Origin of the sequence: Rhodococcus gannanensis (genome assembly GCF_042681175.1) — a bacterium.
GTDB lineage: Bacteria > Actinomycetota > Actinomycetes > Mycobacteriales > Mycobacteriaceae > Rhodococcus_G > Rhodococcus_G gannanensis.
Map to the genome: position 1 here is coordinate 628530 of NZ_JBHUFB010000020.1, position 26153 is coordinate 654682.

The 26153-nt window shown below is 68.8% G+C and carries 23 protein-coding genes and 1 riboswitch; of the genes, 9 read left to right on the forward strand and 14 right to left on the reverse strand.

Annotation, left to right across the window (positions count from 1 at the left end; genetic code table 11):
* Positions 1 to 42 precede the first annotated feature (42 nt).
* Entirely contained in the window at positions 43 to 1050 is a 1008-nt protein-coding gene (fgd, locus tag ACFSJG_RS23670; RefSeq protein ID WP_378487667.1) for a glucose-6-phosphate dehydrogenase (coenzyme-F420), read from the reverse strand.
* 69 nt (positions 1051 to 1119) lie between these two features.
* Complete coding sequence (locus ACFSJG_RS23675; protein ID WP_378487668.1) at positions 1120 to 1488, reverse strand: YidH family protein; 369 nt, start codon at positions 1486 to 1488, stop codon at positions 1120 to 1122.
* 125 nt (positions 1489 to 1613) lie between these two features.
* On the opposite strand from ACFSJG_RS23675, the gene ACFSJG_RS23680 reads away from it, so the two are divergent.
* The 4 genes from ACFSJG_RS23680 to ACFSJG_RS23695 all read left to right on the forward strand — a co-directional run bounded on the left by ACFSJG_RS23680 (position 1614) and on the right by ACFSJG_RS23695 (position 4243).
* The gene (locus ACFSJG_RS23680) at positions 1614 to 2189 is read left to right on the forward strand and encodes a C40 family peptidase (RefSeq protein ID WP_378487669.1); all 576 of its coding nucleotides are present in this window, start codon (positions 1614 to 1616) and stop codon (positions 2187 to 2189) included.
* A 130-nt stretch (positions 2190 to 2319) separates the two neighbouring features.
* Complete coding sequence (locus ACFSJG_RS23685) at positions 2320 to 2850, forward strand: C40 family peptidase (RefSeq protein WP_378487670.1); 531 nt, start codon at positions 2320 to 2322, stop codon at positions 2848 to 2850.
* An 81-nt stretch (positions 2851 to 2931) separates the two neighbouring features.
* Complete coding sequence (locus ACFSJG_RS23690; RefSeq protein WP_378487671.1) at positions 2932 to 3405, forward strand: VOC family protein; 474 nt, start codon at positions 2932 to 2934, stop codon at positions 3403 to 3405.
* 70 nt (positions 3406 to 3475) lie between these two features.
* The gene (locus tag ACFSJG_RS23695) at positions 3476 to 4243 is read left to right on the forward strand and encodes an HAD-IIA family hydrolase (protein WP_378487932.1); all 768 of its coding nucleotides are present in this window, start codon (positions 3476 to 3478) and stop codon (positions 4241 to 4243) included.
* A gap of 25 nt (positions 4244 to 4268) precedes the next feature.
* Here ACFSJG_RS23695 and ACFSJG_RS23700 read toward each other — a convergent pair whose 3' ends face one another.
* The 9 genes from ACFSJG_RS23700 to ACFSJG_RS23740 all read right to left on the reverse strand — a co-directional run bounded on the left by ACFSJG_RS23700 (position 4269) and on the right by ACFSJG_RS23740 (position 13950).
* A complete protein-coding gene (locus tag ACFSJG_RS23700; RefSeq protein ID WP_378487672.1) occupies positions 4269 to 5405 on the reverse strand; it encodes an LLM class flavin-dependent oxidoreductase in 1137 nt (378 codons plus the stop codon).
* Entirely contained in the window at positions 5402 to 6169 is a 768-nt protein-coding gene (locus ACFSJG_RS23705) for a DUF1684 domain-containing protein (protein ID WP_378487673.1), read from the reverse strand. Before ACFSJG_RS23705 ends, ACFSJG_RS23700 begins: the two co-directional genes overlap by 4 nt.
* Positions 6166 to 7554 carry an NtaA/DmoA family FMN-dependent monooxygenase gene (locus ACFSJG_RS23710; protein ID WP_378487674.1) on the reverse strand — a complete coding sequence of 463 codons (1389 nt, stop codon included), beginning with the start codon at positions 7552 to 7554 and terminating at the stop codon, positions 6166 to 6168. The genes ACFSJG_RS23705 and ACFSJG_RS23710 overlap by 4 nt, the downstream gene beginning before the upstream one ends.
* A gap of 14 nt (positions 7555 to 7568) precedes the next feature.
* A complete protein-coding gene (locus tag ACFSJG_RS23715; protein WP_378487675.1) occupies positions 7569 to 8672 on the reverse strand; it encodes an LLM class flavin-dependent oxidoreductase in 1104 nt (367 codons plus the stop codon).
* The gene (locus tag ACFSJG_RS23720) at positions 8662 to 10290 is read right to left on the reverse strand and encodes a dipeptide ABC transporter ATP-binding protein (protein ID WP_378487676.1); all 1629 of its coding nucleotides are present in this window, start codon (positions 10288 to 10290) and stop codon (positions 8662 to 8664) included. The genes ACFSJG_RS23715 and ACFSJG_RS23720 overlap by 11 nt, the downstream gene beginning before the upstream one ends.
* Positions 10287 to 11189: an ABC transporter permease gene (locus ACFSJG_RS23725; protein ID WP_378487677.1), complete on the reverse strand. Its 903-nt coding sequence runs from the start codon at positions 11187 to 11189 to the stop codon at positions 10287 to 10289. The genes ACFSJG_RS23720 and ACFSJG_RS23725 overlap by 4 nt, the downstream gene beginning before the upstream one ends.
* Positions 11182 to 12174, reverse strand: coding sequence for an ABC transporter permease (locus ACFSJG_RS23730; protein ID WP_378487678.1), 993 nt, complete (start codon positions 12172 to 12174; stop codon positions 11182 to 11184). Before ACFSJG_RS23730 ends, ACFSJG_RS23725 begins: the two co-directional genes overlap by 8 nt.
* Before the next feature lie 3 nt (positions 12175 to 12177).
* On the reverse strand, positions 12178 to 13773 hold the full coding sequence (locus ACFSJG_RS23735; RefSeq protein ID WP_378487933.1) for an ABC transporter substrate-binding protein: 1596 nt from the start codon (positions 13771 to 13773) through the stop codon (positions 12178 to 12180).
* Between the two features lie 93 nt (positions 13774 to 13866).
* Positions 13867 to 13950 carry a putative leader peptide gene (locus tag ACFSJG_RS23740; RefSeq protein WP_378487934.1) on the reverse strand — a complete coding sequence of 28 codons (84 nt, stop codon included), beginning with the start codon at positions 13948 to 13950 and terminating at the stop codon, positions 13867 to 13869.
* Between the two features lie 7 nt (positions 13951 to 13957).
* Positions 13958 to 14050, reverse strand: a riboswitch (SAM riboswitch).
* A gap of 186 nt (positions 14051 to 14236) precedes the next feature.
* On the opposite strand from ACFSJG_RS23740, the gene ACFSJG_RS23745 reads away from it, so the two are divergent.
* From ACFSJG_RS23745 to ACFSJG_RS23765, 5 genes are all read left to right on the forward strand, one after another.
* Positions 14237 to 15352, forward strand: coding sequence for an NADH:flavin oxidoreductase/NADH oxidase (locus ACFSJG_RS23745; RefSeq protein ID WP_378487679.1), 1116 nt, complete (start codon positions 14237 to 14239; stop codon positions 15350 to 15352).
* 58 nt (positions 15353 to 15410) lie between these two features.
* Positions 15411 to 17018 (forward strand): ABC transporter substrate-binding protein, encoded by a 1608-nt coding sequence (locus tag ACFSJG_RS23750; RefSeq protein WP_378487680.1) that lies wholly within the window; start codon positions 15411 to 15413, stop codon positions 17016 to 17018.
* Complete coding sequence (locus ACFSJG_RS23755) at positions 17003 to 19330, forward strand: molybdopterin-dependent oxidoreductase (protein ID WP_378487681.1); 2328 nt, start codon at positions 17003 to 17005, stop codon at positions 19328 to 19330. The genes ACFSJG_RS23750 and ACFSJG_RS23755 overlap by 16 nt, the downstream gene beginning before the upstream one ends.
* 155 nt (positions 19331 to 19485) lie before the next feature.
* Positions 19486 to 20208, forward strand: coding sequence for a CPBP family intramembrane glutamic endopeptidase (locus tag ACFSJG_RS23760; RefSeq protein ID WP_378487682.1), 723 nt, complete (start codon positions 19486 to 19488; stop codon positions 20206 to 20208).
* A 213-nt stretch (positions 20209 to 20421) separates the two neighbouring features.
* On the forward strand, positions 20422 to 21987 hold the full coding sequence (locus ACFSJG_RS23765) for an HNH endonuclease signature motif containing protein (RefSeq protein ID WP_378487683.1): 1566 nt from the start codon (positions 20422 to 20424) through the stop codon (positions 21985 to 21987).
* Positions 21988 to 22070: 83 nt separating this feature from the next.
* Here the strand turns inward: ACFSJG_RS23765 and ACFSJG_RS23770 are convergent, their stop codons facing one another.
* Genes ACFSJG_RS23770 through ACFSJG_RS23780 form a run of 3 tightly spaced genes read right to left on the reverse strand, consistent with a single transcriptional unit; the run spans position 22071 to position 26127 of the window.
* Positions 22071 to 23504, reverse strand: a complete 1434-nt coding sequence (locus tag ACFSJG_RS23770; protein ID WP_378487684.1) for an MFS transporter — start codon at positions 23502 to 23504, stop codon at positions 22071 to 22073.
* Positions 23505 to 23517: 13 nt separating this feature from the next.
* A complete protein-coding gene (locus ACFSJG_RS23775) occupies positions 23518 to 24876 on the reverse strand; it encodes an NtaA/DmoA family FMN-dependent monooxygenase (protein ID WP_378487685.1) in 1359 nt (452 codons plus the stop codon).
* A 30-nt stretch (positions 24877 to 24906) separates the two neighbouring features.
* Entirely contained in the window at positions 24907 to 26127 is a 1221-nt protein-coding gene (locus ACFSJG_RS23780) for an LLM class flavin-dependent oxidoreductase (RefSeq protein ID WP_378487686.1), read from the reverse strand.
* Positions 26128 to 26153: the final 26 nt, after the last annotated feature.

The window sequence follows — 26153 nt, forward strand, 5'->3', positions numbered from 1 at the left end:
CGTTTGCGGTAGCTCCCACCACCACAAACGCGCACAGGGCCGTCAAACCAACGCCCGCAACCGCGGCGCCAGATCCCGCTCGAACAACTCCAGAAAACGCCGCTGATCATGACCCGGCGCATGAAACACGAGATGATTGAGCCCCGCATCGACATACGCCTTCACCTGCTCCACCGCCTCATCCGGATCCGACGCCACAATCCACCGCTTCGCCACCTGCTCGATCGGCAACGCATCCGCCGCCGCCTCCATCTCGATCGGATCCTCGATCGAATGCTTCTGCTCCGCCGACAACGACAACGGCGCCCAAAACCTGGTGTTCTCCAACGCCAACCCCGGATCCGTGTCATACGAGATCTTGATCTCGATCATCCTGTCGATGGTGGCGACATCCCGGCCCGCCTTCTCCGCACCCTCCGCCACCGCCGGCATCAACTTCTCCGTGTAGAGGTCCATCCCCTTACCCGACGTACAGATGAACCCATCCCCCGCCCGGCCCGCATACCTGGCCACCACCGGACCACCCGCCGCGACATACACCGGGATCCCACCCTCCGGCACGTCATAAATCGACGCCCCCACCGTCCGGTAGTACTCCCCCTCGAAATCGACCCGATCCCCCGACCACAACTCCCGCATCAACCGCACCGACTCCCGCAACCGCGCGAACCGCTCCTTGAACTCCGGCCACTCCCCCGAATACCCCGTCGCGATCTCGTTGAGCGCCTCACCCGTCCCCACCCCGAGCATCACCCGCCCCGGATACAAACACCCCATCGTCGCGAACGCCTGCGCAATCACCGCCGGGTTGTACCGAAACGTCGGCGTCAACACCGACGTCCCCAACTCGATCCGCTCCGTCCGCTCCCCCACCGCCGTCATCCACGCAAGAGAAAACGGCGCATGCCCACCCTTGTGCCGCCACGGCTGAAAATGATCCGACACCGTCGCCGAATCCATCCCCCGCGACTCCGCCAACACCGCCAACTCCACCAACTCACGCGGCCCGAACTGCTCCGCCGACGCCTTGTAACCAAGCTTCAGTGCCACGGTTCCTCCTCGAGTAGTGCGCTTCCTCGCGACGCTAATTCAGGTGCGGGCGGCCCGTGGACCCGGGTCTCAGGCAGCCGACACGATCGTCGCGATCGCGGCGACGACCCCGATCGCGCTGATCGCGATCGCGAACACCCACAGGTCGTGCTCCGGCGGCATCGCCGCACCGGATTCGAGAGCCTCCTTGACCTGCAGCCACCGACGCAGTCCGGCGATGGGTGCGGCGATCGCCAGCACGATCAGCACAAGTGCGATGGTGGTACGCACCCAACCGGTGCTGAAGTCGGGGACCACGTGCAGCAGCGCGATACCGCCGGCGAGCAGCCCGAGCGCGGTGCGGATCCACGCGAGGAAGGTGCGTTCGCTGGCGAGGGTGAAGCGCTCGTCGGGGCGGTTCGGCGTGGTGTCGTCGTCCGTGTCGGCCACGCCGTCCATCCTCACACCGGACGGGCCTGCTGTCCGGGCGACACCCGCAGTACTGCCCGGGTTCCGAGCGGTCGCTAACCTAGGGCGGATCGCGGCGCCGACGACCGCGTCCACAGCCGCGGGGGGTGTCCGAATTGTCGACCACGTCCGAATCGACCGGACGCCGTCGGGCCGTCCGCACCGGCGTCGCCACCGTCGGATTGGCGGCACTGGTCGCCTGTGCGCTCGCGGTCCCCACGCTCCTGGAGAGGTCGACGTCCGATCGACTGTCCGTGCTGACGGCAGCGGAACAGCACGCCCTCGACGCGGCGGCCGCGGCGAGCGGCACCGAACAGGACGACGCGGTCGTCGCGACGTCCAGCCGCGCCGGACTGGCGGCCCTCGCGGCGGCGTTCACGCAGGAGGGCAAGCAGTACCTGTACGGCGGCACCGGCCCGGACAGCTGGGACTGCTCCGGCCTGGTGCAGTGGGCGTTCTGGCAGGCCGGGGTCGACCTGCCCCGGTTGAGCTGGGACCAGGCGGAGATCGGCGAGCCTGTCGACGTCACCGACATGGCCCCGGGTGACGTCGTGTCGTTCCGCGAGGAGGCGGATCACATCGGCATCTACGCGGGCGCCGGGATGGTGTTCAACGCCTACGACGTGGACCGGCCGATCGGACTGACGGCGCTGACCGACCTGCCGCCGATCAACACGGTCCGGCGGATCTGAGGGACGACACCGGCACCCGCCACGTCGCAGAACAGCCACGGATCAGTGTGATGCGTGTAACACTTGATCCCGAAGTCGTGATGTTCCAGTCGAACCGTCGCTCGCTCGAGGCCGACCAGGAGGCACGTCCGTGACCGGATCGACAGCAACTCGCGCCCGTTTCCTACGACGATCAATCGTCGCCGCGATCCTCACCGCCGGTGTGGTCGCCCTTCCCGCCGCACCCGCCCTCGCGCAGAGCTCCGGAAGCGCGGGAAGTTCCACCGGATCGGTCGGCGCGGGCAGTTCGGCGATCCCCCTCCCCATCCCGTCCCCGGCCGGCTTGACGGCACTCGCCGCCGCGACCACGCAGACGGGCAAGCCGTACCTGTGGGGTGGAGTCGGCCCCCACGCGTGGGACTGCTCCGGCCTGGTGCAGTGGGCGTTCCGGCAGGCCGGCGTGCAATTGCCCCGTGTCAGCCAGCAGCAGGCGTGGGTCGGCACCCCCATCCCCCTCGCGGCGATGGCACCCGGCGACATCATCACGTTCCGCGCCGCCAACGACCACGTCGGGATCTACGCCGGCTTCGGTCAGGTCTTCAACGCCTATGGTGCGGGCGTCCCGATCGGGCTGACGCCGCTGTCGCAGCTACCGCCGATCAACCAGATCCGGCGCTTCTGATCCGCCCGCCGCGATGAATTTCCGCGGCCGCGCCGGTCTACACAGGTGACACCCATCTCCAGCCCGAAGGGACGGCGCGCCATGCAGAAGTTCACACCGTGTCTGTGGTTCGACTCCGAAGCCGAGGAAGCCGCTCAGTTCTACACGTCCGTCTTCAAGAACTCCTCCATCGGTGAGATCGCCCGATACGGCGAGGGCATGCCGAAGCCGGCGGGCACCGCACTGACCGTCGAGTTCACCATCGACGGGCAGTCGTTCACCGCACTCAACGGCGGGCCGCAGTTCACCTTCAACGAGTCGATCTCCTTCCAGATCGACTGCGCGGACCAGGCGGAGGTCGACGAGTACTGGGATGCGCTCACCGCGGACGGCGGCGAGGAGTCGCAGTGCGGCTGGCTGAAGGACAAGTTCGGGGTGTCGTGGCAGGTCGTCCCCCGGGACCTGAAGTCGGTGATCGGCGGCCCCGATCCCGCCGGTTCGCAGCGCGCGGTCGCCGCGATGATGCAGATGCGCAAACTCGACATCAACGTGCTCAAGCAGGCCTACGAAGGCTGAACCCGGAGCCTCGGGGGCGCACACTGGGAACGTGACCACCTCCGAGCCCACCCCCGGCTGGACGTACCTGATGGACATGGACGGGGTGCTCGTCCGCGAGGAGCACCCCGTGCCGGGTGCGGACGCATTCCTCGACGAACTCCGTGCGTCGGAGACGCCGTTCATCGTGCTGACGAACAACTCGATCCGCACTCCGCGGGACCTGCGGGCACGACTGCTGCAGTCCGGCCTCGACATCCCGGAGGAGTCGATCTGGACGTCGGCGCTGGCCACTGCGACGTTCCTGCGGAACCAGCGTCCCGGCGGCAGCGCGTACGTCGTCGGGGAGTCCGGGCTGACCACCGCGCTGCACGAGATCGGGTACGTGCTGACCGACAACGACCCGGACTACGTGGTGCTCGGCGAGACGCGAACGTACTCGTTCGAGGCGATCACGACGGCGATCCGCCTCGTCGAACGCGGCGCCCGGTTCATCGCGACGAACCCCGACGCGACGGGCCCGTCCCGCGAGGGATCGCTGCCCGCCACCGGATCGGTGGCGGCCCTGATCACCCGCGCGACGGGACGCGAGCCGTACTACGTGGGCAAACCGAACCCGCTCATGATGCGGTCGGCGCTGCGCTCGATCGGTGCGCACTCCGAGCACACGTTGATGATCGGCGACCGGATGGACACCGACGTGGTGTCGGGGCTCGAGGCGGGCCTGCAGACGATCCTGGTCCTGACCGGGATCTCGACCCGAGCGAGCGTGGAACTGTTCCCGTACCGGCCGACGCTCGTGATCGAGTCCGTCGCCGACCTCGTCGGCCGCACCGGTAACCCCTTCACGGCCACCTGACGCCCCTGCCAGTTGGACGCAATGGTCAGGCGGCGCGCAGGCCGAGGCCCCATTCACGGGCCAGCAGTTCGTACGACCGCAGCCGCTCCCGATGGCCGTGGGTCACGGAGGTGACCACGATCTCGTCGGCGCCGGTGACGCGTTGCAGCGACGCGAGCCGCTCCGCGACCGTGCCCGGCGCACCGACGAACTGCGTGACGAGGCGGTCCTCGACGAGCGCGCGCTGGCCGTCGGTGAGCGGCGCGGCGCCACGCGGATCCGGGTAGGGAACCGCGCCCTGACCGGACCTGATGCTGTACGTCCACTGTCCGTAGGTCGACGCGAGTTCCTGTGCCTTCCCGTCTGTTTCGGCGACGACGGCGTCGGCTGACACCACGATGTACGGCTCGGCGAGGACCGCGGACGGTCGGAACGCGGCACGATACGCCTCGACCGCCTCGACGGTGGTTCCGGGGCTGACGTGGTAGTTGGCGCCGAACGGCAGCCCCAGCCGCCCGGCCAGTTCGGCGGACGGCCCGGCGCTCGACCCGAAGATCCAGGTCTGCAACCGCGCATTCTCACCGGGAACCGCGTGCAGGTCGACACCGTCGGGCGTGCGATAGGTCCCGTCGATCAGGGCGAGGATGTCGTCGACCTGCTGTGTGAAGTCCGGTGCCTGCGCGCCGGGCTGTTGCAGGGCGCCGAGTCCCGCCGCCAGTCGCGCCGACGAGAGCAGCCCGACCAACGAGAACGGCGGCGGAATCACCAGGCCGTCCCGAATCACCGTCTCGCGTCGCGGTTCCGGCGTCGGGCCCGACTGCGCGGCGGCCAGTGCCTCGGCGCGGCGCTGCCCTGATCGCCCGAGCCCGAGGTCGATGCGTCCGGGGTGGAGCGCGTCGAGCGTGCCGAACGCCTCGACGACCGCGGCGGCGGTGTGATGGCCCAACTGCACTGCGGCGGATCCGACGCGGATGCTCTCGGTGGCCGCGGCGATCGCCCCGATCAGGACGGCGGGGGACGACGAGGCGACCCCGACGAAGTGGTGCTCGGCGACCCAGTAGCGGCGGTAGCCCCACTGTTCGGCGTGGCGGGCGAGGTCGATGGTGTTGCCCAGCGCGTCGGCAGGTGTGCTGCCCTCGCTGACCGGAGCGAGGTCCAGTACTGACAGTGGCACGCGGGTCATGCGGCGGCCTCCTGACGGGGATCGCGTTCGCCGGCTTCGACCGGGAAGGGAAGGCGGTTCTGGGCGGGCGCGATCGGGCAGGTTGCGGCGTCGGTGAACGCGCAGGGCAGGTTCTCGGCGCGGGTGAAGTCGAGGACCACCGTGCCGTCGTCGGCGGGTGCCGAAAGGTGCAGGATGCGGGCCGCCGGGTAGGTGGTGACGCCGCTGGTCGCGTCGGTGAACAGCACCCGGGTCGGTCCGCTGCCGTCGCCGAACACGACGAGGGTGTGCTCGCTGCCGTCCCGGTCGAACGTCACGGTACCGACGGCATTGTGGTGATGCTCGAGGCCGTCGACGACGGCGCCCGTGGTGACGGTGCGGCCATCGGGATAGGTATCGAACCGTCCCGCGACGACCCATGACGGGTCTGCCTCGTAGACCGGGATCCCGGCGAAGTCCGCGAGAGCGGGTGACTTGGGGTCGTGAATCCGGACGGCGAACCGTCCCGTTCGACGGATGATCTCGGCGATCCGATCGCCGAACTCGATGCGCTCACCCGGCGCGCCCTCGACGGGAGTGACTACGTCGGCGAAGGCCGTTCCGGAATGCACAACCGTGTCACCGTCGACGTGCCACAGTCCGGGTACCTCACCGAGGCCTGTCGGCTGTTCGTCAAGCCAGTGCAGTGCGGTCAGGCTCAGCCACCCGTGCGGATCCGCCAGCGCCGCCTCGCGTGCCGTGCGCCAGTCCTGCCACTCGGCCTGGAATGTGTCGGTTGCGGTCATGACGCGCGAACTCCTTCGGTTACAAGACCGGAATCGTGGGCCGGTCGCGGTGCTCCGAGCCCGAGATGGCTGCGCAGCGTGGTGCCCTCGTAGGCGGTGCGGAAGCTGCCCTTCTCCTGCAGCAGCGGAACCACGGTGTCAACGAACTCGTCGAGCCCCGCGGGCGTCAGGTGCGGGACGAGGATGAAGCCGTCGCTGGCATCGGTCTGCACGTAGGTGTCGATCTCGTCGGCCACCTCCTGTGGGGTTCCGACGAACTGCTGCCGGGCCGTGACCTCGATGATCAGCTCGCGGATGCTGAGCTTCTCGGCCTCCGCCTTCTCCCGCCAGGCCAGCGCGACGGCTCGGGGATCCTTCGCGTGCCGGACGCGACCGCGGGTGATGTCGACGTTGTCCTCCGGTTCGACGTCCGGCAGCGGCCCGTCGGGGTCGTACCCGGAGAGGTCACGCCCCCACACCTGCTCGAGGAACGCGATCGCCGTCTGCGGCCCGACCTGCTGCAGACGGATGTGCCGGGCCCGTTCCTCCGCGTCCTCGGCGGTGTCCCCCAGCACGAACGTTGCGGCGGGCAGGATCCTGAGTTCGTCAGGGCGGCGACCGTACTTGGCGAGCCTGCCCTTGACGTCGGCGTAGAACGCGCGCCCGTCCTCGAGGGTGCCGTGTCCGGTGAAGATCGCGTCGGCCTTCGCGGCACCGAACTCGCGCCCCTCGTCGGAGTCCCCGGCCTGCAACAGGATCGGGTGCCCCTGAGGGCTGCGCGGGACCTCGAAGCGTCCGCGGATGTCGAACTGGGTGGTGCGGATGTCGAACGGATCGATGTCGCCGTCGGCGGCGAAGACGCCGTTCTCCCGGTCCACGATCGGGCCGCCGGGACTCCAGCTGTCCCACAGCCGGCGGGTGGCGTCGATCAGCTCGTTGGCTCGCACGTACCGCTGCGAGTGGTCGAGATAGCCTCCGCGCCGGAAGTTCTCACCGGTGAAGGCATCCGACGAGGTGACCATGTTCCACGCAGCGCGGCCGCCGGACAGGTGGTCGAGTGTCGCGAACTGCTTGGCCAGTTCGTACGGTTCGTTGAACGTCGTGTTGATGGTGCCTGCCAGACCGAGATGCGTGGTCGCGCCTGCGAGGGCTTCGAGCACGGTGAGTGTGTCGGGTCTGCCGACGACGTCGAGGTCGTGGATGCGTCCGCGGTGTTCACGCAGGCGGAGTCCCTCGGCGAGGAAGAAGAAGTCGAACAGTCCCCGTTCGGCGGTGCGGGCGAGATGCAGGAACGAGTCGAAGTCGATCTGGCTCTTCGATTCCGGGTCCGCCCACACGGTCGTGTTGTTGACGCCGGGGAAATGGGCCGCGAGGTGCACCTGCTTGCGTGAGGTGGCGCGTGGCATGGTGATCGATCCCTTCAGTGAGTGGTGGCGTAGCGGCTGACCGGACGCTCGAGGCCGAGCAGTTCACGGACGGTCGCCGCAGTACGTGGTGTCGGCCGCAGTGCGGGGAGCACCCGGGTGGTGAGCAGTTCCAGCGTCGACGCGAGCGCGAGCGGCCGCAGCACGACGCCGTCGACGCCGCTGAGTCCGCGGAGCAGGTCGATCAGACCGTCCGGGTCACCCTGGTGCAGTATCGAATTCGATCGATACTCGACTCCGGACCACTCGTCGAGCCGAGCCCGCTCCACCGCCGCCACCGCGTTCTCGGACGCGAGCAGCACATCGATGTCGAGCAGCACCACCGGTCGCCGGTCGCCTGCCCGCGATCGCACCTCGTCGGCGAGGGCGGCCGCACCGCGGACGTCCGGCGTGGAGATTCGCACGATGTCCGCCCGAGCCGCCGCGAAGGCGAGCGACTGCTCACCGTCGACCGACACCGCGATCGGAGGCGTGCCCTGCGGAGACCGCGGCGTGATGGACGGCCCTTTCACGGAGAAGTGCTCACCGACGAAGTCGATGTAGTGCAGCTTGTCGCGGTCGACGAACCTGCCCGTCGCGACGTCGCGGATCTCCGCGTCGTCCTCCCAGCTGTCCCACAGGCGCACGGCCACCTCGGTGGCCTCCTCCGCCTCGGCCCACAGTGACGTCGAGTCCTGGGCTGCCTTGCGTCCGAACAGCTCTGCCTGCTCCGGTCCGGCGGACACCGCGACCTGCCAGCCCGCACGACCGCGCGTGGTGTGGTCGAGGGATTGAATCGCCTTCGCGACGTGGAACGGCTCGGTGTGCGTGACGGTCGCCGTGGGGATCAACCCGACCCGCGAGGTGACGGCGGACAGGCGGGCGGCGACGCCGACCGCTTCGAGTCGGCCGCGGACCGCGCCGCGAGCGTCGCTCACCCCGAAGGTGTCGGGCAGAAAGGCCAGGTCCGCACCCGCGCGGTCCGCTGCCCCGACCAGCTCGGACCAGTAGCCGCCGGTGAAGATCTCCTCGGCGCGGGAGTCGTCGCGCCGCCACGAAGCGGGGTGCGCGCCGGTGCCTGCGAACTCGACCCCCACCAGAATCTCGGAGTTATCGGACATGTGCGGCCTTTCCCGGGATCGCGTCGAGCAGCGACCTCGTGTACTCGTGCTGTGGGTTGTCGAAAATGTCTGTTGTGGTGCCGAACTCGACGATCTCACCGGAACGCATCACGGCGACGTCGTCGCTGACCTGTCGGACCACCGCCAGGTCGTGGGAGATGAACAGGTAGGCCAGCCCCAATTCCGTCTGCAGCTCGCCGAGAAGATCCAGGATCTGCGCCTGCACCGACACGTCGAGCGCGGAGACTGGCTCGTCGAGTACGAGAAGCTCGGGCTGCAGCGCCAGAGCGCGAGCGATCGCGACGCGTTGCCGTTGCCCACCGGACAGTTCGGCGGGCCTGCGGTCGAGGTGAGCCGCGGACAGCGCCACCTGATCGAGGAGTTCCGCGACCCGTCGCGCCCGGTCGTCCCGGGTACCGATCCCGAAGGCCGCCAGCGGTTCCGCGACGATGTCGCGGATCCGCAGCTTCGGGTTCAATGACGCATACGGGTTCTGGTGCACGATCTGTGCCCGACGCCGCAGGGCCCGCAGTTCCCGGCCACGCAGCGTCGTGATGTCCCGACCGTCGAACGACACCTGCCCCGACGTCGCGGTCTCCAACCGGATCGCGATCCGCGCGGTCGTCGACTTCCCCGATCCCGACTCGCCGACCAGCGACAACGTCCGCCCACGGGAGACCTCGAAGGACACGTTCTCGACCGCGTCGAGCGACGTTCGGCGGTCGATGCGGAACGTCTTCGACACGTTCGCCACCGTGAGCAGCGGTTCCGACGCGCCGTGCGAAGGCCGGACGGGCGCGTCGGCCAGGCTCGGGGCGGCGTCGATCAGTGCCCGCGTGTACTCGTGCTGCGGATCGCTCAGAACCTGGCGCGCCGGTCCGGTTTCGACGACGCGCCCGTGCTGCATGACGACGATGCGGTCGGCGCGATCGGCGGCGACCCCGAGGTCGTGGGTGATGAACAGGACCGCGGTGCCGTTCTCGGCGATCCGGGCCTGCAGATGGTCGAGGATGCGCCGCTGCACGGTGACGTCGAGTGCACTGGTGGGCTCGTCCGCGATCACCAGATCGGGACGGCACGCCAGGGCGATTCCTATGAGGACGCGCTGGCGCTGACCACCCGACAGGTCCTGCGGGTACTGCCTCGCCCGCAACTCGGGATTGTCCAGACCGGCCTCGCCGAGGATGCGCAAGGCCTCGATCCGGGCGGTCCGGCGATCCGCCAAGCCGTGGATACGCAGTACCTCGGCGACCTGCTCCCCGATCCGGACGACCGGGTTCAGCGACGTCGTCGGATCCTGCGGCACCAGGCCGATACGGGCGCCGCGCAGCTTCTCGAGGGCCCTCTCCGGCAACGTGTCCAGACGCCGGCCGTCGAAGGTGACGCTGCCGCCGGTGACCCGACCGCTCCCGGACAGCAGGCCGATGACGGCGTGCGCAGTGGTCGACTTGCCGGATCCGGACTCGCCGACGACGGCGACGACCTCGCCGCGCGACACCGTGAATCCGACACCGTCGACGGCGACCACCGGGTCGCCCTCACTGCCGTACTCGACGCGCAGTCCGTCGACGGCGAGCAGCGGGCCGGCAGGTGTGGGGCTGGACAGGTAGGGGGTCATCTCCTGCTCCGATCGTCGATGGTGTGTCCGATGCGGTGCGCGGCGAGGACGACGGCGATGATGACGAGACCCGGCAGGGTCGTCATCCACCAGGCGGTGGCCAGGTAGTTGCGGCCCTCCGAGATCAGCGATCCCCACTCCGGAGTCGGGGGAATCGCACCGAATCCGAGGAAGCTCAACGACGACACCGCCAGGACGGCCATGCCGAATTCGACTGCCGCCAGGGCAACCACCGGCGCGTAGGCGTTGCGCAGGACGTGCCGGTGGAGCACCGTGTGCCAGCGGACACCGGACGCGAACGCCGCCTCGACGTACTGCGCGCGCCGCACCCTCAACACCTCGGAGCGCATGACACGCGCGAAGTTGGCGACGAGACCGACACCGACCGCGATCGCGACGTTGAGCGTCCCGAATCCGAGTGCGGTCACCAGTGCGAGCGAGAGCAGCAGTGCGGGAATCGAGAGCAGCACGTCGACGATGCGCATGAGCACCGCGTCGACCGCTCCCCCGACGGCACCCGACAGCAGTCCGACGAGTGAGCCGACCACCAGCGCGATCCCGACCGCGACAAGCGTTGCGGTGAGCGAGAGCCCGGCACCGTGCACGACGCGGGTGTACACGTCTCGGCCGATGTTGTCGGTACCGAACCAGTGCGCGAGGCTCGGCCCCTGCAGTTTGTCGGCCGGGACTCCCTGCAGCGGATCACCGGACGCGAAGAAGGAGGGGAACAGAGCGAACCCGACGGCGAGGACCAGCACCACCGCGGACAGCACCAGCGCCCAGTTGCGACGAACCGTGACGAGGACGCCGAGGACGCGCGTCCGCGCCGAATCGACCGGCGCCGGGGCCGGGGCCGGCGCCTCCACCGCGGTTGTTTCCCGGATGAGCATGTCAGACATGAGCTTTCACCTCGTCCTGGGCGGAGGCGGTCACGCGGCCGCCACGGCCCGCACCGACTATCCGCGGATCGATCAGCGGGTACAGCAGGTCGACCGCGAGGTTGACGAGCACGAACACCAGCGAGCTGAAGACGACGACGCCCTGCACCACCGGAATGTCCTGGGCCATCACCGACGTCTGCGTCAGCCGCCCGAGGCCCGCTCGGGAGAACACCGTCTCCACGACCACCGACCCCGCGAGAAGTGTACCGACGAGTACGCCGGCGATGGTGAACGCGGGAATGCTCGACAGCCGCAATGCGTGCCGAGTCTGGATATGCAGCCGCGAGGCACCCTTTGCCCGCGCGGCCTCCACGAACGGCTGACGCAGGGTGGTGTCCAGACTCGCCGCGAGCACCTGCGCGACGACCGCTCCGGTCGGCAGTGCGAGGGTGATCGCCGGGAGCAGCAGGTGGTCGAATCCGCCCTCGCCGAAGGCGGGGAACAGCTTCAGCCGGAACGAGAAGACCTGCAGCAGAATCAGACCCACCCAGAACGTGGGCACGGCGACACCGAGCGGCGGCAATGAGAAGAGCGCGTTGCGCAGCCACCCGATCCGCGTGTAGGTGGCGAGGAACGCGACCGTGGTACCGAACACCACCGCCAGCACCAGAGCGAGCGATGCCAGTGCGAGGGTGCTCGGTACGGCCGCGGCGATCGCCTCCGTCACGGGTTGTCCGGTGGCGATGGAGATGCCGAAGTCACCCCGGACCGCGCCTGTCAGCGAGTTCCAGTACTGCACCCATACCGGCTGATCCAGCCCGTACCGGGCCTGCAGCGCGGCGACTGCGTCGGCGTCGATCGCAGCGCCGCTGGCGGCAGCGGAGTCCACCGCCATGCTTACCGGGTCGGACGGCAGCAGATACAGCACGACGAACGACACGGTGAACGCCGCCCACAGCACACCGATCGCCTGCAGGACACGAGATCCGAGGTAACGGGTCATCGGTTACTCGCTGAGCCAGGCGTCGAAGAACTGCAGCCGCGCCGACGCCTCGAACTTCAGGTCCTGCACGGCACTGGCAGCACCGATGGCCTGGGACAGTTCGACGGTGGGCAGCCACAGTCCGTTGTCGAGGATCAGTTGCTGCGCACGCTCGATCAGTTCACCACGCTGCTGCGGGTCGGTGGTCCGGAGCTGAGCCGCGAGCACCTCGTCGAGTTCCGGGATGGGTCCGCGTGCGTTGAGGTTTCGGCCGTCGAGGCCGAACGCGGTCCGCAGGATGTCGCCGTCCGCGCGGGTGCTGTTGTAGTACGTGGAGTCGTAGTCCTTGGTGCCCTGCCGCGCCGTCTGCTCGGCGGTGGACACGAGGTCGAGGCGCAGGTCGATGCCGACCTGACGCAGCTGCTGCTGCACGAGCTCGAGAATCGCCTGATTGCCTGCGAACACAGAGCTGAACGTCACCGAGAAGCTCAGCGGTGTGCCGTTCTTGGCGCGGATGCCGTCCGGTCCGGGTACCCAGCCCGCATCGTCGAGGATCTTCTTCGCGGCGTCGGGGTCGTAGGTGACGTCGGAGAGGGCGGTGTAGTCGGGAGTACGGGAGGCGAGGGTGCTCGTCGCAGGCTTGAAGTCGGGTCCGAGGACGGTGTCGACGAGTTCCTGTCGATTGATCGCCGGCACGATCGCGGCGCGCACGGCCGGATCGGCGAGAACACCGCGGGTCACGTTGGGCTGGAAACCGAAGGGCACGCCGGGATTCGAGGTGGTGAGGATGCGTCCGCCCGAGCCCTCGATCTGCGGTGCGTCCTGTGGGAGGGCGTCGGAGACGGCGTCGAGCTGGCCCGATGCGAGCGAACCGCTGCGCACCCCGGACTCGGGGACGATCGTGAACTCGATCTTGTCGAGGTAGGCCTCACCGTCGTGCGCGAACACGTCGGAGCCCCACGCGTATCCGGCGCGCTTGGCAAGGGTCGCGGACTTGTCCTGGACATAGCTCTCGTACACGAACGGCCCGGTGCCGGACAGGTCACCCGCGCAGCGCTGCTCGGCGGACTTCGCGACATCCGCGTCGGACAGGAAGCCGAGCTGCACCGTCGACGTGGCCTGGAGGAACTGCGCGTTGGGCGCCGCGAAGTTCACCTGTACGGTCTGCGGGTCCACGACGGTGGAACCGGTGTATCCGGCCAGGTAGCTGGCCGCGAGCGCGGCCTTGGCAGCCGTCAGGGTGCCCAGGATCGCGTCAAAGTTCTTCTTCACGGAGTCCGCTGTGAAGGGCGTCCCGTCGCTGAACGTCACCCCGTCACGCAGGTGGAAGGTGAAGGACGACGCGTCGCTGCTCACGTCCCAGCTCTCGGCGAGCCACGGCGTCAGTGCACCGGTCTCGGGATCCTGGTCGGTGAGCGAGTCCACGACCTGACGCGCCACGTAGATGGTCTGGTTGGATCCCGACTGAGCGGGGTCCGCGCATGTCGGGGCTCCCGAGAGGCCGTAGCGCAAGGTGCCGCCCGACTGGGGTGCACCGGCATCGGACGACGGGCCGGACGTGTCGGACGATCCGCACGCGGTCAGTCCGGCGGTGAGCGCCGCCGACGCGGCGACTGCGATCGCTGCGCGGCGGCGCGCAGCGGGGGTAGTGAACGAGAAGGACACCGAGGCTCCATGATCTGAGGAAGGGGAAGGCTGTTCGAACCCAGAGCGTCAGGAGCGACAGAAGTCCGCGGATACTCGGCACAGGTCGATGTGCAGCCGCGACCATGCGGTCACCAGCCCCTCATCGGTCACGCCACTGCCTCCATCGTTCCCGGCGGTAGCACCCTCACCTGCGAACAGGGGGTTGCTGCGACGTCATCGAGCCGGGTCTCTCGGTCGCTCTGGATGGTCGTTGCACACGCTAGTGACAACGGTGTCCGCCGCGAACCCTTTACGTCATCACGATCGCAACTCTTCTCGATGCCTCCGCCTGGGTGTTTAGGGTCGCTGGCACACGCACGTGCGCACCGGGGCGCGGACACCGCCTGTCGTGGGCCCTCGGTATTCCCTCCCGCAACGACCCTTCGCGAGGATCCCCATGACCGTTCGAACCGAACCCGCGTTCGTCGCCACCACTCCCACGCAACCACTGTTCGAGCCCTTGACCCTGCGCGAGGTCACCTTCGGCAACCGCATCTGGCTGTCTCCGATGTGTCAGTACTCCGCGGTCGACGGTGTCCCCGGGGACTGGCACCTCGCCCATCTCGGGGCACGCGCGGCGGGCGGGTTCGGTCTGGTCGTCGCGGAGGCGACCGCGGTGACGCCGGCGGGACGAATCAGTCCCCAGGACACCGGCCTGTGGAACGACGAGCACACTCGCGCGTGGTCCCGGATCGTCGACTTCGTCCACGCCCGCGGCACCCGTGCCGGAATTCAGCTCACTCACGCCGGACGCAAGGCGTCGATCCACCGCCCCTGGGACGTCGAGCAGGGCAGCATCGCAGAGGCCGACGGCGGGTGGCGGGCGGTCGGCCCCGACACGGCGGCCTTTCCTGGGTTCGCGGCACCGCACGCCCTCACCACCGGTGAGATCGCAGGCATCGTCGGCGCGTTCGGTGAATCCGCGCGCCGGGCCGACCAGGCCGGATTCGACCTGCTCGAGATCCAGGCCGCGCACGGGTTCCTCATCCATTCGTTCCTGTCCCCGCTGAGCAACACTCGCACCGACGGCTACGGGGACACTCCCGAGGGCCGCGTCCGCCTGCTCGCCACGATCGTCGAGGCGGTCCGGGTGTGGTGGCCCGCGCACAAGCCGCTGTCGGTCCGCTTCTCCGCGACCGACTGGCTCGACGGCGGACTCACCCCGGCCGACATCGTCGCGATCACCGAACGGATCGTGCCGCTCGGTGTCGACCTGATCGATGTGTCCAGCGGCGGACTGCTGCCCGCCGACGTTCCACTCGGGCCCGGATACCAGGTGCCGCTCGCGGAACGGATCCGGCGGGACGCCGGGGTCCCCGTCGGCGCGGTCGGGCTGATCGACGACCCGTGGCATGCGGCCCGAATCCTCGACGACGGCAGCGCGGACGTGGTGTTCCTCGGCCGGGCCGCCCTGCGGGATCCGAACTGGCCGCTGCGCGCCGCGAAGGACCTCGGCCAGGGTGACCGCGGCCGACTGTGGCAGCCGCAGACGATCCGCGGCGACTGGGCCTGACCCCATTTTCTTCCGTTCAATACCCCTTCCTCCCAACCCTTTTCAGGACGTGAACTTCATGACACGACGATCGGTGGCCGTCCTGGCCGCCGCACTGGCCACTGCTGCAGCCCTGCTCGCCGGCTGCGGGTCCGATCCGAGTGGCGGCGCAGACGCCGAAGGCCTGACGCCGCGCTCGGGCGGAACCGTCACGGTGGGCATCCTCCCGCCGTGCGGCCTCGACAAGGCGCAGACGTCGGGGTGCAACTTCGCGAATGTCGAAGTCGTGGACAACCTCACCGAGCAACTCCCCGACACCGGCGAGATCGTGCCCTGGCTCGCCGAGTCCTGGGAGGTGTCCGCCGACGGCCGCTCGTACACCTTCCGGCTGAAGGACGGTGTCACGTTCAGCAACGGCGAGACGTTCGACGCCGAGGTGGTCAAGCTGAACTTCGACAACATCATCGACCTGGGCAAGCAGGGCAAGGCCTTCCAGTCGTCCGCCTATCTGCTCGGCTACCAGGGCTCCACCGTCCTCGATCCCCTCACCGTCCGGGTCGATTTCGACCAGCCGAAAGCCGGTTTCCTGCAAGCACTGTCGGAGAAGCCGCTCGGCATCATCGCGCCGGAGACCATCACCACGAAGACGCCGGAGGAACGTTTGGCCGAGGGCGTCATCGGCAGCGGCCCCTTCGTCATCGACGAAGTGGTCCAGGATTCGCGGATCGCCCTGAGCCGTCGCGACGACTACCAGTGGTCGTCGCCGAAGAACGCCCACGAGGGACCGGCCTACCTCGACAGCATCACCTTCCAGGTGCTTCCGGAGGATTCCGTCCGGACCGGCGCGCTGCTCAGCGGCCAGATCCAGGTGTCGACGACGGTGCCCGCCAACGACGTCGACAGCATTCGCGGGCAGGGCTTCGACATCGCCTCCCGCTCGTCCGCGGGCATCGTCTACACGTACTACGCCAACGTGACCGACCCGATCCTGTCCGACCCGGCCGTGCGCCGCGCACTGCAGCTCGGCATCGACCGCGCCGAAGTCCACGACACCGTGTTCAACGAGTTCCAGAAGGTGCCGACCAGCATCCTGTCCACCACCCACCCGAACTACCGGGACCTGTCCGGGAAACTCGGCTACGACAGCACCGAAGCCGAGGAGATCCTCGACGACGCGGGCTGGAAGGCCGGCACGGACGGCATCCGGGAGAAGAACGGCCAGAAGCTGACGTTCGCCATCCAGTTCAGCGCCTCCGGCGACAAGTCACTGCACGAGCTGGTTCAGCTGCAGCTCAAGCGGATCGGCGTCGACCTGCAGCTCGCGCAGGCCAGCGCCTCCGAGGTGACCGCCAACCGGGCGTCCGGGAAATGGCAGCTGCAGTACGGCAACCTGACCCGGCCGGACGCGGACGTGCTGGTCTCGGCATTCGACCCGGACTTCAGCCAGTTCTACAAGACCAGCTACGACCCGGAACTCGAGGAACTGCTTCAGGCCCAGAGCCACGAACTCGACCCCGAGAAGCGAAACGAGCAGGCCGGGAAGATCCAGGAACTGGTCGTCGAGCGCGGCTACGCGCTGCCCGTCACCGAGGGCAGCCAGACCCAGGCCGCGCCTGCCACGGTGCACGGGCTGAGCTTCCAGGCTCCGTGGTGGCCGTCCTACGTCGACGCATGGGTTTCGGAGTAGCGGCGCCGCGCGGCCGGCGGTGGGAGGTCCCCACCGCCGGCCACTTCGGCGCCTACCTCGCGGAGACGGACGGCGTCACCGTCCACGGATTGCGACCGAACCCGATCGACGACGATCCGTCGGAGATCGGGCTCGGTGTGCCGTCGACCCTGGCGTCGCCCTCCCGGCTGACCGAACCGCTGGTGCGACGCGGCTATCTCGAGCATGGCCCGGGTGACACCCGCCGGGGTCTCGGACGGCGCGGCGCAGACACCTATGTGCCCGTCGACTGGGACACGGCAACGGGTTTGGTCGCACGCGAACTCGACCGGGTCCGATCCGAGCACGGAAACGAGGCGATCTACGGCGGGTCCTACGGGTGGGGTTCGGCCGGACGGTTCCATCATCCGCAATCGCAGATCCACCGCTTCCTCAACATGGTCGGGGGCTACACCGCGTCGCGGGAGTCCTACTCGTCCGCGGCGATGCAGGTGATCCTGCGCCGCGTCGCCGGTGGATATCCGGCCGCCCTCGCGTCCAATCCCACCTGGGACGAGGTCGCCGAGCACCGCTCACTGGTGGTGGCGTTCGGCGGGCTCGCGGCGCGCAACGCGCAGGTGAACGGCGGTGGAATCGGCGCCCACCGGAATGTCCTGGCGCAGCGCCGCGCCCGCAACGCCGGATCGGAGTTCGTCTCCCTGTCACCGCTACGCGATGACGCCGACGCGGAGCTCGGCGCCGAGTGGCTGCCGATCGTCCCGGGCTCCGATGTCGCGGTCATGCTGGCTCTCGCGCACACGATCGTCGTCGCGGGCGACCACGACACCGACTTCCTGCGTCGCTGCACGGTCGGCTGGGCGGAGTTCGAGGACTATCTGCTCGGACGCGGCGGCGGCATCGCCAAGTCCGCGGAGTGGGCGGCGCCGCTCTGCGGCCTCGCCCCGCATCGCATCCGCGACCTCGCGCGGCGAATCATCGGACGCCGCACCGTCTTCACCACGTCGTACTCGCTACAGCGCGCCGATCACGGTGAGCAGCCGGTGTGGGCGGCGCTCACCCTGGCAGCGCTCACCGGGACCTTCGGTCTCCCCGGCGGCGGTTTCGGCGCCGCGCTCGGCGCACTGCACGAGCTCGGGCAGCCCCGCCACGGCTTCCGTCCCGCCGCGTTCGATCAGGGTGAGTCCTCGATCTGGTCGGTGATCCCGGTCGCGCGGATCGCCGACATGCTGCTCGGCCCCGGCACCGAGTACGACTACGACGGTGCGCGGCATCGCTACCCCGACATCCGGCTGGTGTACTGGGCGGGCGGAAATCCGTTCCACCATCACCAGGACCTCAATCGGCTGGTCGAGGCGTGGCAACGTCCCGAAACCATCGTCGTACACGAGCATTTCGCCAACTCGCTGGCGCGGCACGCGGACATCGTGCTACCCGCGGCCACGTGGCTCGAACGCAACGACTTCGCCGCGGGGGTCGACTCGTACCTCTCGGCGATCGTCAAGGCGGCCGAACCCCCGCCCGGGGTGCGCACCGACTACGAGATCTTCGCCGCCGTGGCCCGCGACATGGGATTCGAGGAATCCTTCACAGAATCACGCACCGCCGACGAGTGGGTTGTCGAACTCTACGACCGTACCCGCAAGCGTGTCGCCGACGCGGGTGGCGTCCTGCCGGACTGGGACGAATTTGTCGCTGCCGGTGTGATCCCGGCCCCGACGATCGCCCCGGCCACTCCCCCGTACCGGGCCTTCCGAGCCGATCCGGACGCCCATCCCCTGGCCACGCCGTCGGGCCGCATCGAGATATTCTCTGCCACCATCGCCGGGTTCGGCTACGCCGACTGCCCCGGGCACCCGACCTGGCTGCCACCGAAGGAGTGGGGCGGCGCCCCGCTGGTGCAGTGCTTCCCGCTGCATCTGCTGTCGGGTCAGCCGGAACGCCGCCTGCACTCGCAGTACGACAACGGTTCGCACTCGCGGGAAGGCAAGGTCGCCGGCCGCGAACCAGTACTGCTGCATCCCGACGATGCCGAGGCGCGGTCCATCCGGGACGGTGACGTGGTGCGGATCTTCAACGGCCGCGGGCAGACCCTCGCCGGCGCCGTCGTCACCGATGTCATCAGGCGCGGCGTGGTCCGGCTCGCCACCGGAGCCTGGTACGACCCGATCACCCCCGGCGGACTGGACGTGCACGGCAACCCGAACGTCCTGACACCGGACCGCGGTACCTCGAAACTCGCGCAGGGCCCCAGCGCGCACTCGACGCTGGTAGAGATCGAACGGTGGGTCGGCCCTGTTCCGCCGGTCACGGTGTTCGGTCCGATGCCGAGCTGAAGAGTGTTTGCGCAGTGATTGCCGAGTCGCGAGAAACGTCTCTGGCGGCCTAGTCTCACGAGGTAACCACCGCTAACAAATCTGTGCCCGAACGCTCCGGAAACGGGCGCCGCCTGTCGTAGCTCGCCTTCGCGGCGATCGTCGTCGCGTACCTGGTGATCATCCAGATCGGCGGCCTCGCCATCAGCGGGTGGAGCGGCGAGGACGACACACTGACCACCCGCGGCGTCGTGTTCACGATGGTGATTCCCCTCGCCCTCGCCCTGGTGTTCACCTACGGCGTCGTCACGGCGCTGGGCTGGTGGCGTCCGGTGCTCCGCGACGACCGCCCGGTGAACCGGTGGGCCTGGGTCGTGCCCATCGTGCTTCTCGTCGCGATCGTCGTCGGTATCGACTACAGCGCGCTCGGTGAGAAGGGCTGGCTGTTCGTCGTTGCGCTCCTCATCGCCACCCAGTTCGTCGGCTGGGGCGAGGAAGGCATGTTCCGCGGCATCGGCGTGACCGTTCTGAGGCAGCACGGCCTCCGCGAAGGCCAGGTCGCCCTGTGGTCCAGCGTCATCTTCGGTGCGGTTCACCTGACCAACGTCATCGGGCACGGCGCATCCACCATCCCGCAAGCGATCCTGGTCAGCCTCGCGGGCTACTTCTTCTACCTCACCCGTCGCGTGTCGGGGAACAACGCGGTGAACTCGGTCCTGCACGGTCTCTTCGACTTCGCGCTGCTCAGTGGCAGCGCGATTCTGCTCGACCAGGGCGCGTACCTCGGCGTGTTCGCGCCGATCCTGGCGTACCCCGTGCTCGCCATCGTGCTGCTCGTCAGGCGCAAGAAGATCGAGCCGAGCCGTCCTGACGACGATGCGGCCGTCGCCCCGGCCTGAAGCCCTCTCTGGCAGCTTCGGGTCGCCTGTCGGAACCTTCCAGTCCTTCGCGTAGGAATCGACATATTCCTGGCCGGTCCTCGCCCTGATCGGAACTGACAGCCCGCGTCGTGCGTAACAGCCTCCGCTGAGCGCGACGCCAAACCCCTGCGCGAGGATGCATTCCGTCGATCTTGAGAAAGTCTGTCGGTGGGTCGCGGTAGTGTTTCGAACATGAGTTCGATTGACGAGATTTTGGGCGTCGACCAGGTGGAACACCACCTGGCCGCACTCGACGTCGCCGTCGAAGGGCTCCTGGGCAAGCCCCTGACCGGCCTGTCCGACGACCAGGTGGTCGAAGTGATTCAACGGCTGGAGACCTCACTGCGGAAAGCCGCGGCAGTCGGAAACCGCTTGGTCGTCGAAGCCGTCGAACGCTCAATCCCGGGAAACTTGGCCTGCAGGTCGGTGAACGAATTTCTGATCCAAACCCTGCGAATCTCCGGTGCCGACGCAGCCGCACGCGTCAAACGAGCCCGCAAAACCGGTGTCTGGCACAACATCTCCGGCGAGAACTTGGAACCGACCCTGCCGGACACTGCTGCCGCCCTCGCCACCGGCGCAATCGGAACCGACCACGTCCGCGCCATCGCCCAGATCATGCGAAAGATCCCCCACGGCACCGACACCGACCACATCGAGGTTGCCGAGACAATCCTCTCCGACGCCGCTCGCTCCACCACCCCCGAAGACGTCACCACAATCGGACTCCACCTACTCGCGCACCTCGCTGCCGACGGAAACGCCCCGGACGAACGAGACCGCAAACGCATGCGCGGCCTGCGGATCGGCAAGCAAGGCGCAGACCTCATGACGCCGATCTCCGGACTGCTGGACCCTGAAACCCGCGCATTGTTGGAGCCGGTACTCGCGAAACTCGCCCGCCCCGGCATGAACAACCCCGACGACCCCGAATCTCCGTCCGGCGACGTCGAATCACCCGACCTCGACCGGAACGCTCTCGCCAAGGCCGCCGCCCGCGATACCCGCACCGCCGTTCAACGTAACCACGACGCCCTCACGGCGGGTCTCCGCCATTTGCTCTCGTCCGGAGTGTTGGGCAGCCATCGCGGCCTGCCGGTCACCGCGATTATCACCATGAGCGTCCAGCAGATCGAAGAAGAGAACGGGATCGTCACCACCGCCTCCGGGGGCATCCTGCCGATCTCCGATGCCCTGCGGATGGCCGAGAAGGCCCATCCGGTGCTCGCACTCTTCGACCACCGAGGCCGGCCCCTGCACCTCGGCCGCGCCCGACGCCTCGCCTCCGCAGAACAGCGACTCGCGCTCATCGCCTCCTCCGGAGGCTGCACCCGACCCGGCTGCGACGCCCCCGCCTCGATGACCGCCGTTCACCACATCCGCGAATGGCGAGACGGCGGACCCACCGACATCGGCAACCTCGACCTCGCGTGCGATCACTGCCACGCCCTCGTCACCGACAGCCCCGGCGGCTGGAAAACCCACACCTCACCCGACGACCTCGTCCACGCAGGCCGGACCGCGTGGACCGCACCGAAACACATCGACCCCGGACAGAAACCGAGAATCAACCATCGGCACCACCTCGACGAACTGATCGCCGGGGCACTCGAACACGCCCGCGCCCGCCGCGAAGCCGAGGTTCGGGAGCAGAGGGGCGGAGCCTGCGGAGCGACCGGGGGTTGGCACCGGCAGGCCCGGGTCTCAGGCGGTGGTGACAACGACAGCGGCGGTGACCGTGACGGCGATGTCCCGTGACACCGGATCGAGAACGGTCATCGCTCGACGGAGCGACTCCGGCGAGTCCTTGCGCCGAACGCCACCTGTGGTCGCGACGCCGCCTATCTCGTGCCGCCACCACTGCTGTCGATGCCACCGGTCCGGCGCCGCCGACCGTCCACGACTGCCAGCGTCAGTGACACCGCGATCATCGCCGCACACACCGCGAGGCCTGCCGTCGCCGCGCCCGCGAAGTCGTCGGCATCCGCCGTGAGCGCCGACAGGTACAGCCCCGACACCGCTGCCAGGCTCACCGTCGCCGAAAGCCGCTGCGACAGTTGCAGGAACCCGGCTGCCACACCGTGACCTCCAGCCGGCGACGATTCCAGTGTCAGCACGCGATTGGGTGCGTCGACCATGCCGCCCGTCAGCCCGGACACCACGGCCAGCGCCACGAACACGGCGACCGGCGCCCCGCCATGGGCGGCAGCGACGTATCCCCCGATCACCGCCAGTTCGACGAGAACCGCGACAGCCACCGCGCGGCGTCCGAACCGGCCCACGACCCGCCACGCCAGGGACGACGCGACGGCCATCGCGAGCGATCCCGCCGACAGCACCACCGCCGCCTGGAGCGCGGGATATCCGAGCCCCTCGATGAGGTACAGGCTGACGACGGTGTGCAGTGACAGGATCGCCCCGAACCAGAACATTGCGACCAGCGTTCCGAGGACGTAGCCGGGCGACCGCGTCAGCGCCGGAAGCAGGACGGGGTTGCCCGCGCGGGCGGCGAAACCCTTCTCCCACCACAGGAACGCGGCGAAGAACAGGACAGCGCCCGAGACCGCGGCACCGACGAGCAGCGGCGACAGGTCCGCGACCACCGGCAACATCAGCAGGGCGGTGACCGCCGCGAGCAACACGAGCCCACCCGTGTCCACCCCGGGCCGCGTCAGGTTGCGTCGATGATCCGGCGGGAGGTGGCGCGCGGCCAGTATCAGGGTGAGCACCGCGAACGGCACGTTGAGCAGAAGCAGCAGTCGCCACCCTGCCCCGTCGGGGGCGAGGGCGAGGGCGGCGCCGCCGACCAGCGGTCCGCACAGTCCGGCCAACCCACCCGCGGTGCTGTACGCGGCCAGCGCCCGAGCGCGGTCGGCGCCCGTGAATCGCTCGGAGATGATCCCGAGGACCTGTGCCGAGATCAGCCCGGCACCCAGGCCCTGACCGAACCGTGCGAACACCACCGTCCACGCACCGGTCGCGGTCGCCCCGCAGACCCCCATGACGGCGAACAGGGCGATCCCGGCCAGCAGCAGTCGCCGCCGCCCGTAGACGTCACCGAGCCGTCCCGCGGGCACCAGCGCGAGGCCGAACGCCAGCGAGTACGCGGCCAGGATCCACTGCACCTGGGGACCGCTCGCGTCCAGAGCCGAGCGCATGGCGGGCATCCCGATGTTCAGGACGGAGGAATCGAGAAGTGTCGTGAATCCGGCTGCCGCGCACACGAACACCTCGGGTGCGCGCCGGGTCGACGCGGGGTGGGGAGCGAGCGTCACCCGTCGTGGCCGCTTAGCCGACCGCGACGGAATTCGCCGGGATCGGAAGGCCCAGATTGTCGCGCAAGGTCGAGCCGGTGTAGTCGGCGCGCAGGACACCGCGGTCCTGTAGGAGCGGCACGACCTTGTCGACGAACTCGTCGAGACCCGTCGGCACGAGATGCGATCCGATGATGAAGCCGTCGGATCCATCGCTCTGCACGAACGTGTCGATCTTCTCGGCCACCTGCGCGGCGGTACCGACGATCGGTCCGCGCTCGAACTGGTCGGCGACGGTCTCGCGCAACGTCAGCTTCTTCGCTTCCGACACCGCGCGGAGTTTCCGGGCGGTCTCGAATCGGTCCTGGTGGATGAAGGCCCGGCCCTGAATGAACGGGGGTGCCTCAGGGTCGGGATCGATGTCGGGGAGCGGCCCCTCCGGGTCGTACCCCGACAGGTCCCGGTTCCACAGCTGCTCGAGCAGGATCAGCGCGGTCTGTCCGGTGACCTGCTCGTCGCGGATCGCGAGGTACTTCTCTCGGGCCTCGGCTTCACTGTCGCCGACGACGAAGCTTGCGGACGGCAGGATCTTCAGATCCTCGGGGCGGCGACCGGCGGCGACAGCACGTGCCTTGACGTCCTGGTAGTACTCGGCCGCCTCGGGCAGGCTGCCGTACGGGGAGAAGATCGCGTCGGCGTTGGCAGCGGCGAAATCCCGACCCTGCGGCGACACACCCGCCTGCAGCAGCACGGGCCGGCCCTGCGGGCTCCGTGGCACCGTGAACCGGCCCGAGATGTCGAACTGGCTGCCCCGGTAGGCGAACGACCCCGCGTCGGGTCGGCTCAGGAACTTGCCGCTGCCCCGGTCCGCGACGATGTCGCCCTCCTGCCACGAATCCCACAGCTGCCGAACGGCTTCGACTGCCTCCTCGGCACGGACGTACCGCTCGGAGTGCGGAAGGAATCCGCCGCGGCGGAAGTTCCGGCCGGTGAACTCGTCGAACGAGGTGACCACATTCCACGCGGCTCGACCGTCCGACAGCTGGTCGAGGGTCGCGAACTGGCGTGCCAACTCGTAGGGCTCGTTGAAGGTGGCGTTGATCGTGCCCGCGAGACCGAGGTGCTCGGTGACCGCCGCGAGCGAGGCGAGCACCGTGAACGTATCGGGGCGGCCGATGATGTCCTGGTCGAAGACTTGGCCGGCCCGTTCCCGCAACGCGAGGCCTTCGGCGAGGAAGAAGAAGTCGAACTTCCCACGCTCGGCGGTGCGCGCCGTGTGCTCGAAGGAGTCGAAGTCGATCTGGCTGCCCGCCTCCGGATGCCACCACGCGGTGTGATGGTTGACGCCACCGAGGTAGGCGCCGAGGATGACCTGCTTCTTGGATGTGCTCATGTCCTTCTCTCCGGGATCAGACTTCGAGGCTCAGGCCGCGGGGGTCGCGTAACGGTTGGGGACGTCGGTGGGCAGACCGAGCAGGCCGCGCAGAGTGGTCTCCGAGTACTCGGTGCGGAAGAGGCCGCGCCTGTGCAGTTCCGGGACGAGCCCGGTGGTGATGGAGTTGAGGTCGTCGACCACGACGCCGGGACGGAGCCGGAACCCGTCGAAGCCCTGCTCCTGCCACGACTGCAGCAGGTCGGCCAGAGCCGAAGCGCCACCGGTGAACACCGTTGCGTCCGTGACCAGTTCGCGGCCGGCGAGGGCGTCGAGTCGAGCAAGCCGGTCCGCCCCGGACTCCCGGTCGGCGTCGAGGAACACGAGGACATCGGCGTACACGCGCAGCGGCTCGCCCGTGCGACCGACCCGGTCTGCCGCCACCTCGAGGTCGGCGAGGACTTCCTTCCCGTTCGCCTCGGTCGGCGTCACGAACACGAGATCGGCTGCACGGGCGGCCAGTTCGTAGGCGATGTCGCGGTGCGCGAGCGCCGTGACGACCGGCTGACCCTGCGGCGGCCGTGGAGTGATCGACGGCCCCCGCACGCTGAAATACCGGCCCTCGAAGTCGACGTGGTGCAGCTTGTCGCGGTCGATGAACCGTCGGGTCGGCGCGTCGCGTATCTCCGCATCGTCCTCCCAGCTGTCCCACAGCCTGCGCACGGCCTCCGCGACGTCGGCTGACTCGTCGAACAGCTCCGCGACGAACGCGGGCAGCTCGCCCTTCGCGAGCGCTTCCCGGTCCGTCTTGTCGAGGCCGGGAACGTCTCGGCGCCCGAAGTGCGCGGCCTCCTGCGCCGACGACGAGATCTTGATCTGCCAGCCGGCGCGGCCACGCGACGTGTGGTCCAGGGTGGCGAGCGCCTTCGACACGTGGAACGGCTCGGTGTGGGTGGTGGTGATCGTGGGAATCAGGCCCAGGTGCTGGGTCTTCGGCGCGACGCGGGCGGCGATCAGGTGTGCGTCCAGACGTGCTCGCACCTGGTCGACCGCGTCCGGGTCCTCCGCGACGTAGGGATTGCCGGGCACCGTCAGACTGTCCTCGACGGTGACGAAGTCGAGCAGGCCGCGCTGCGCGGTGGCCGCCAGATCGGTCCAGTAGGAGCCCGAGAACAGTTCGTGGGGTCTGGAATTCGGCTCGCGCCACGCCGCGGGGTGCCAGCCGGCGCCGTCGAGGGCGACTCCGATGTGGAGAGGTCGGTTCTGGGTCATCGAGTGCACTCCTGTGAGTTGAGGCC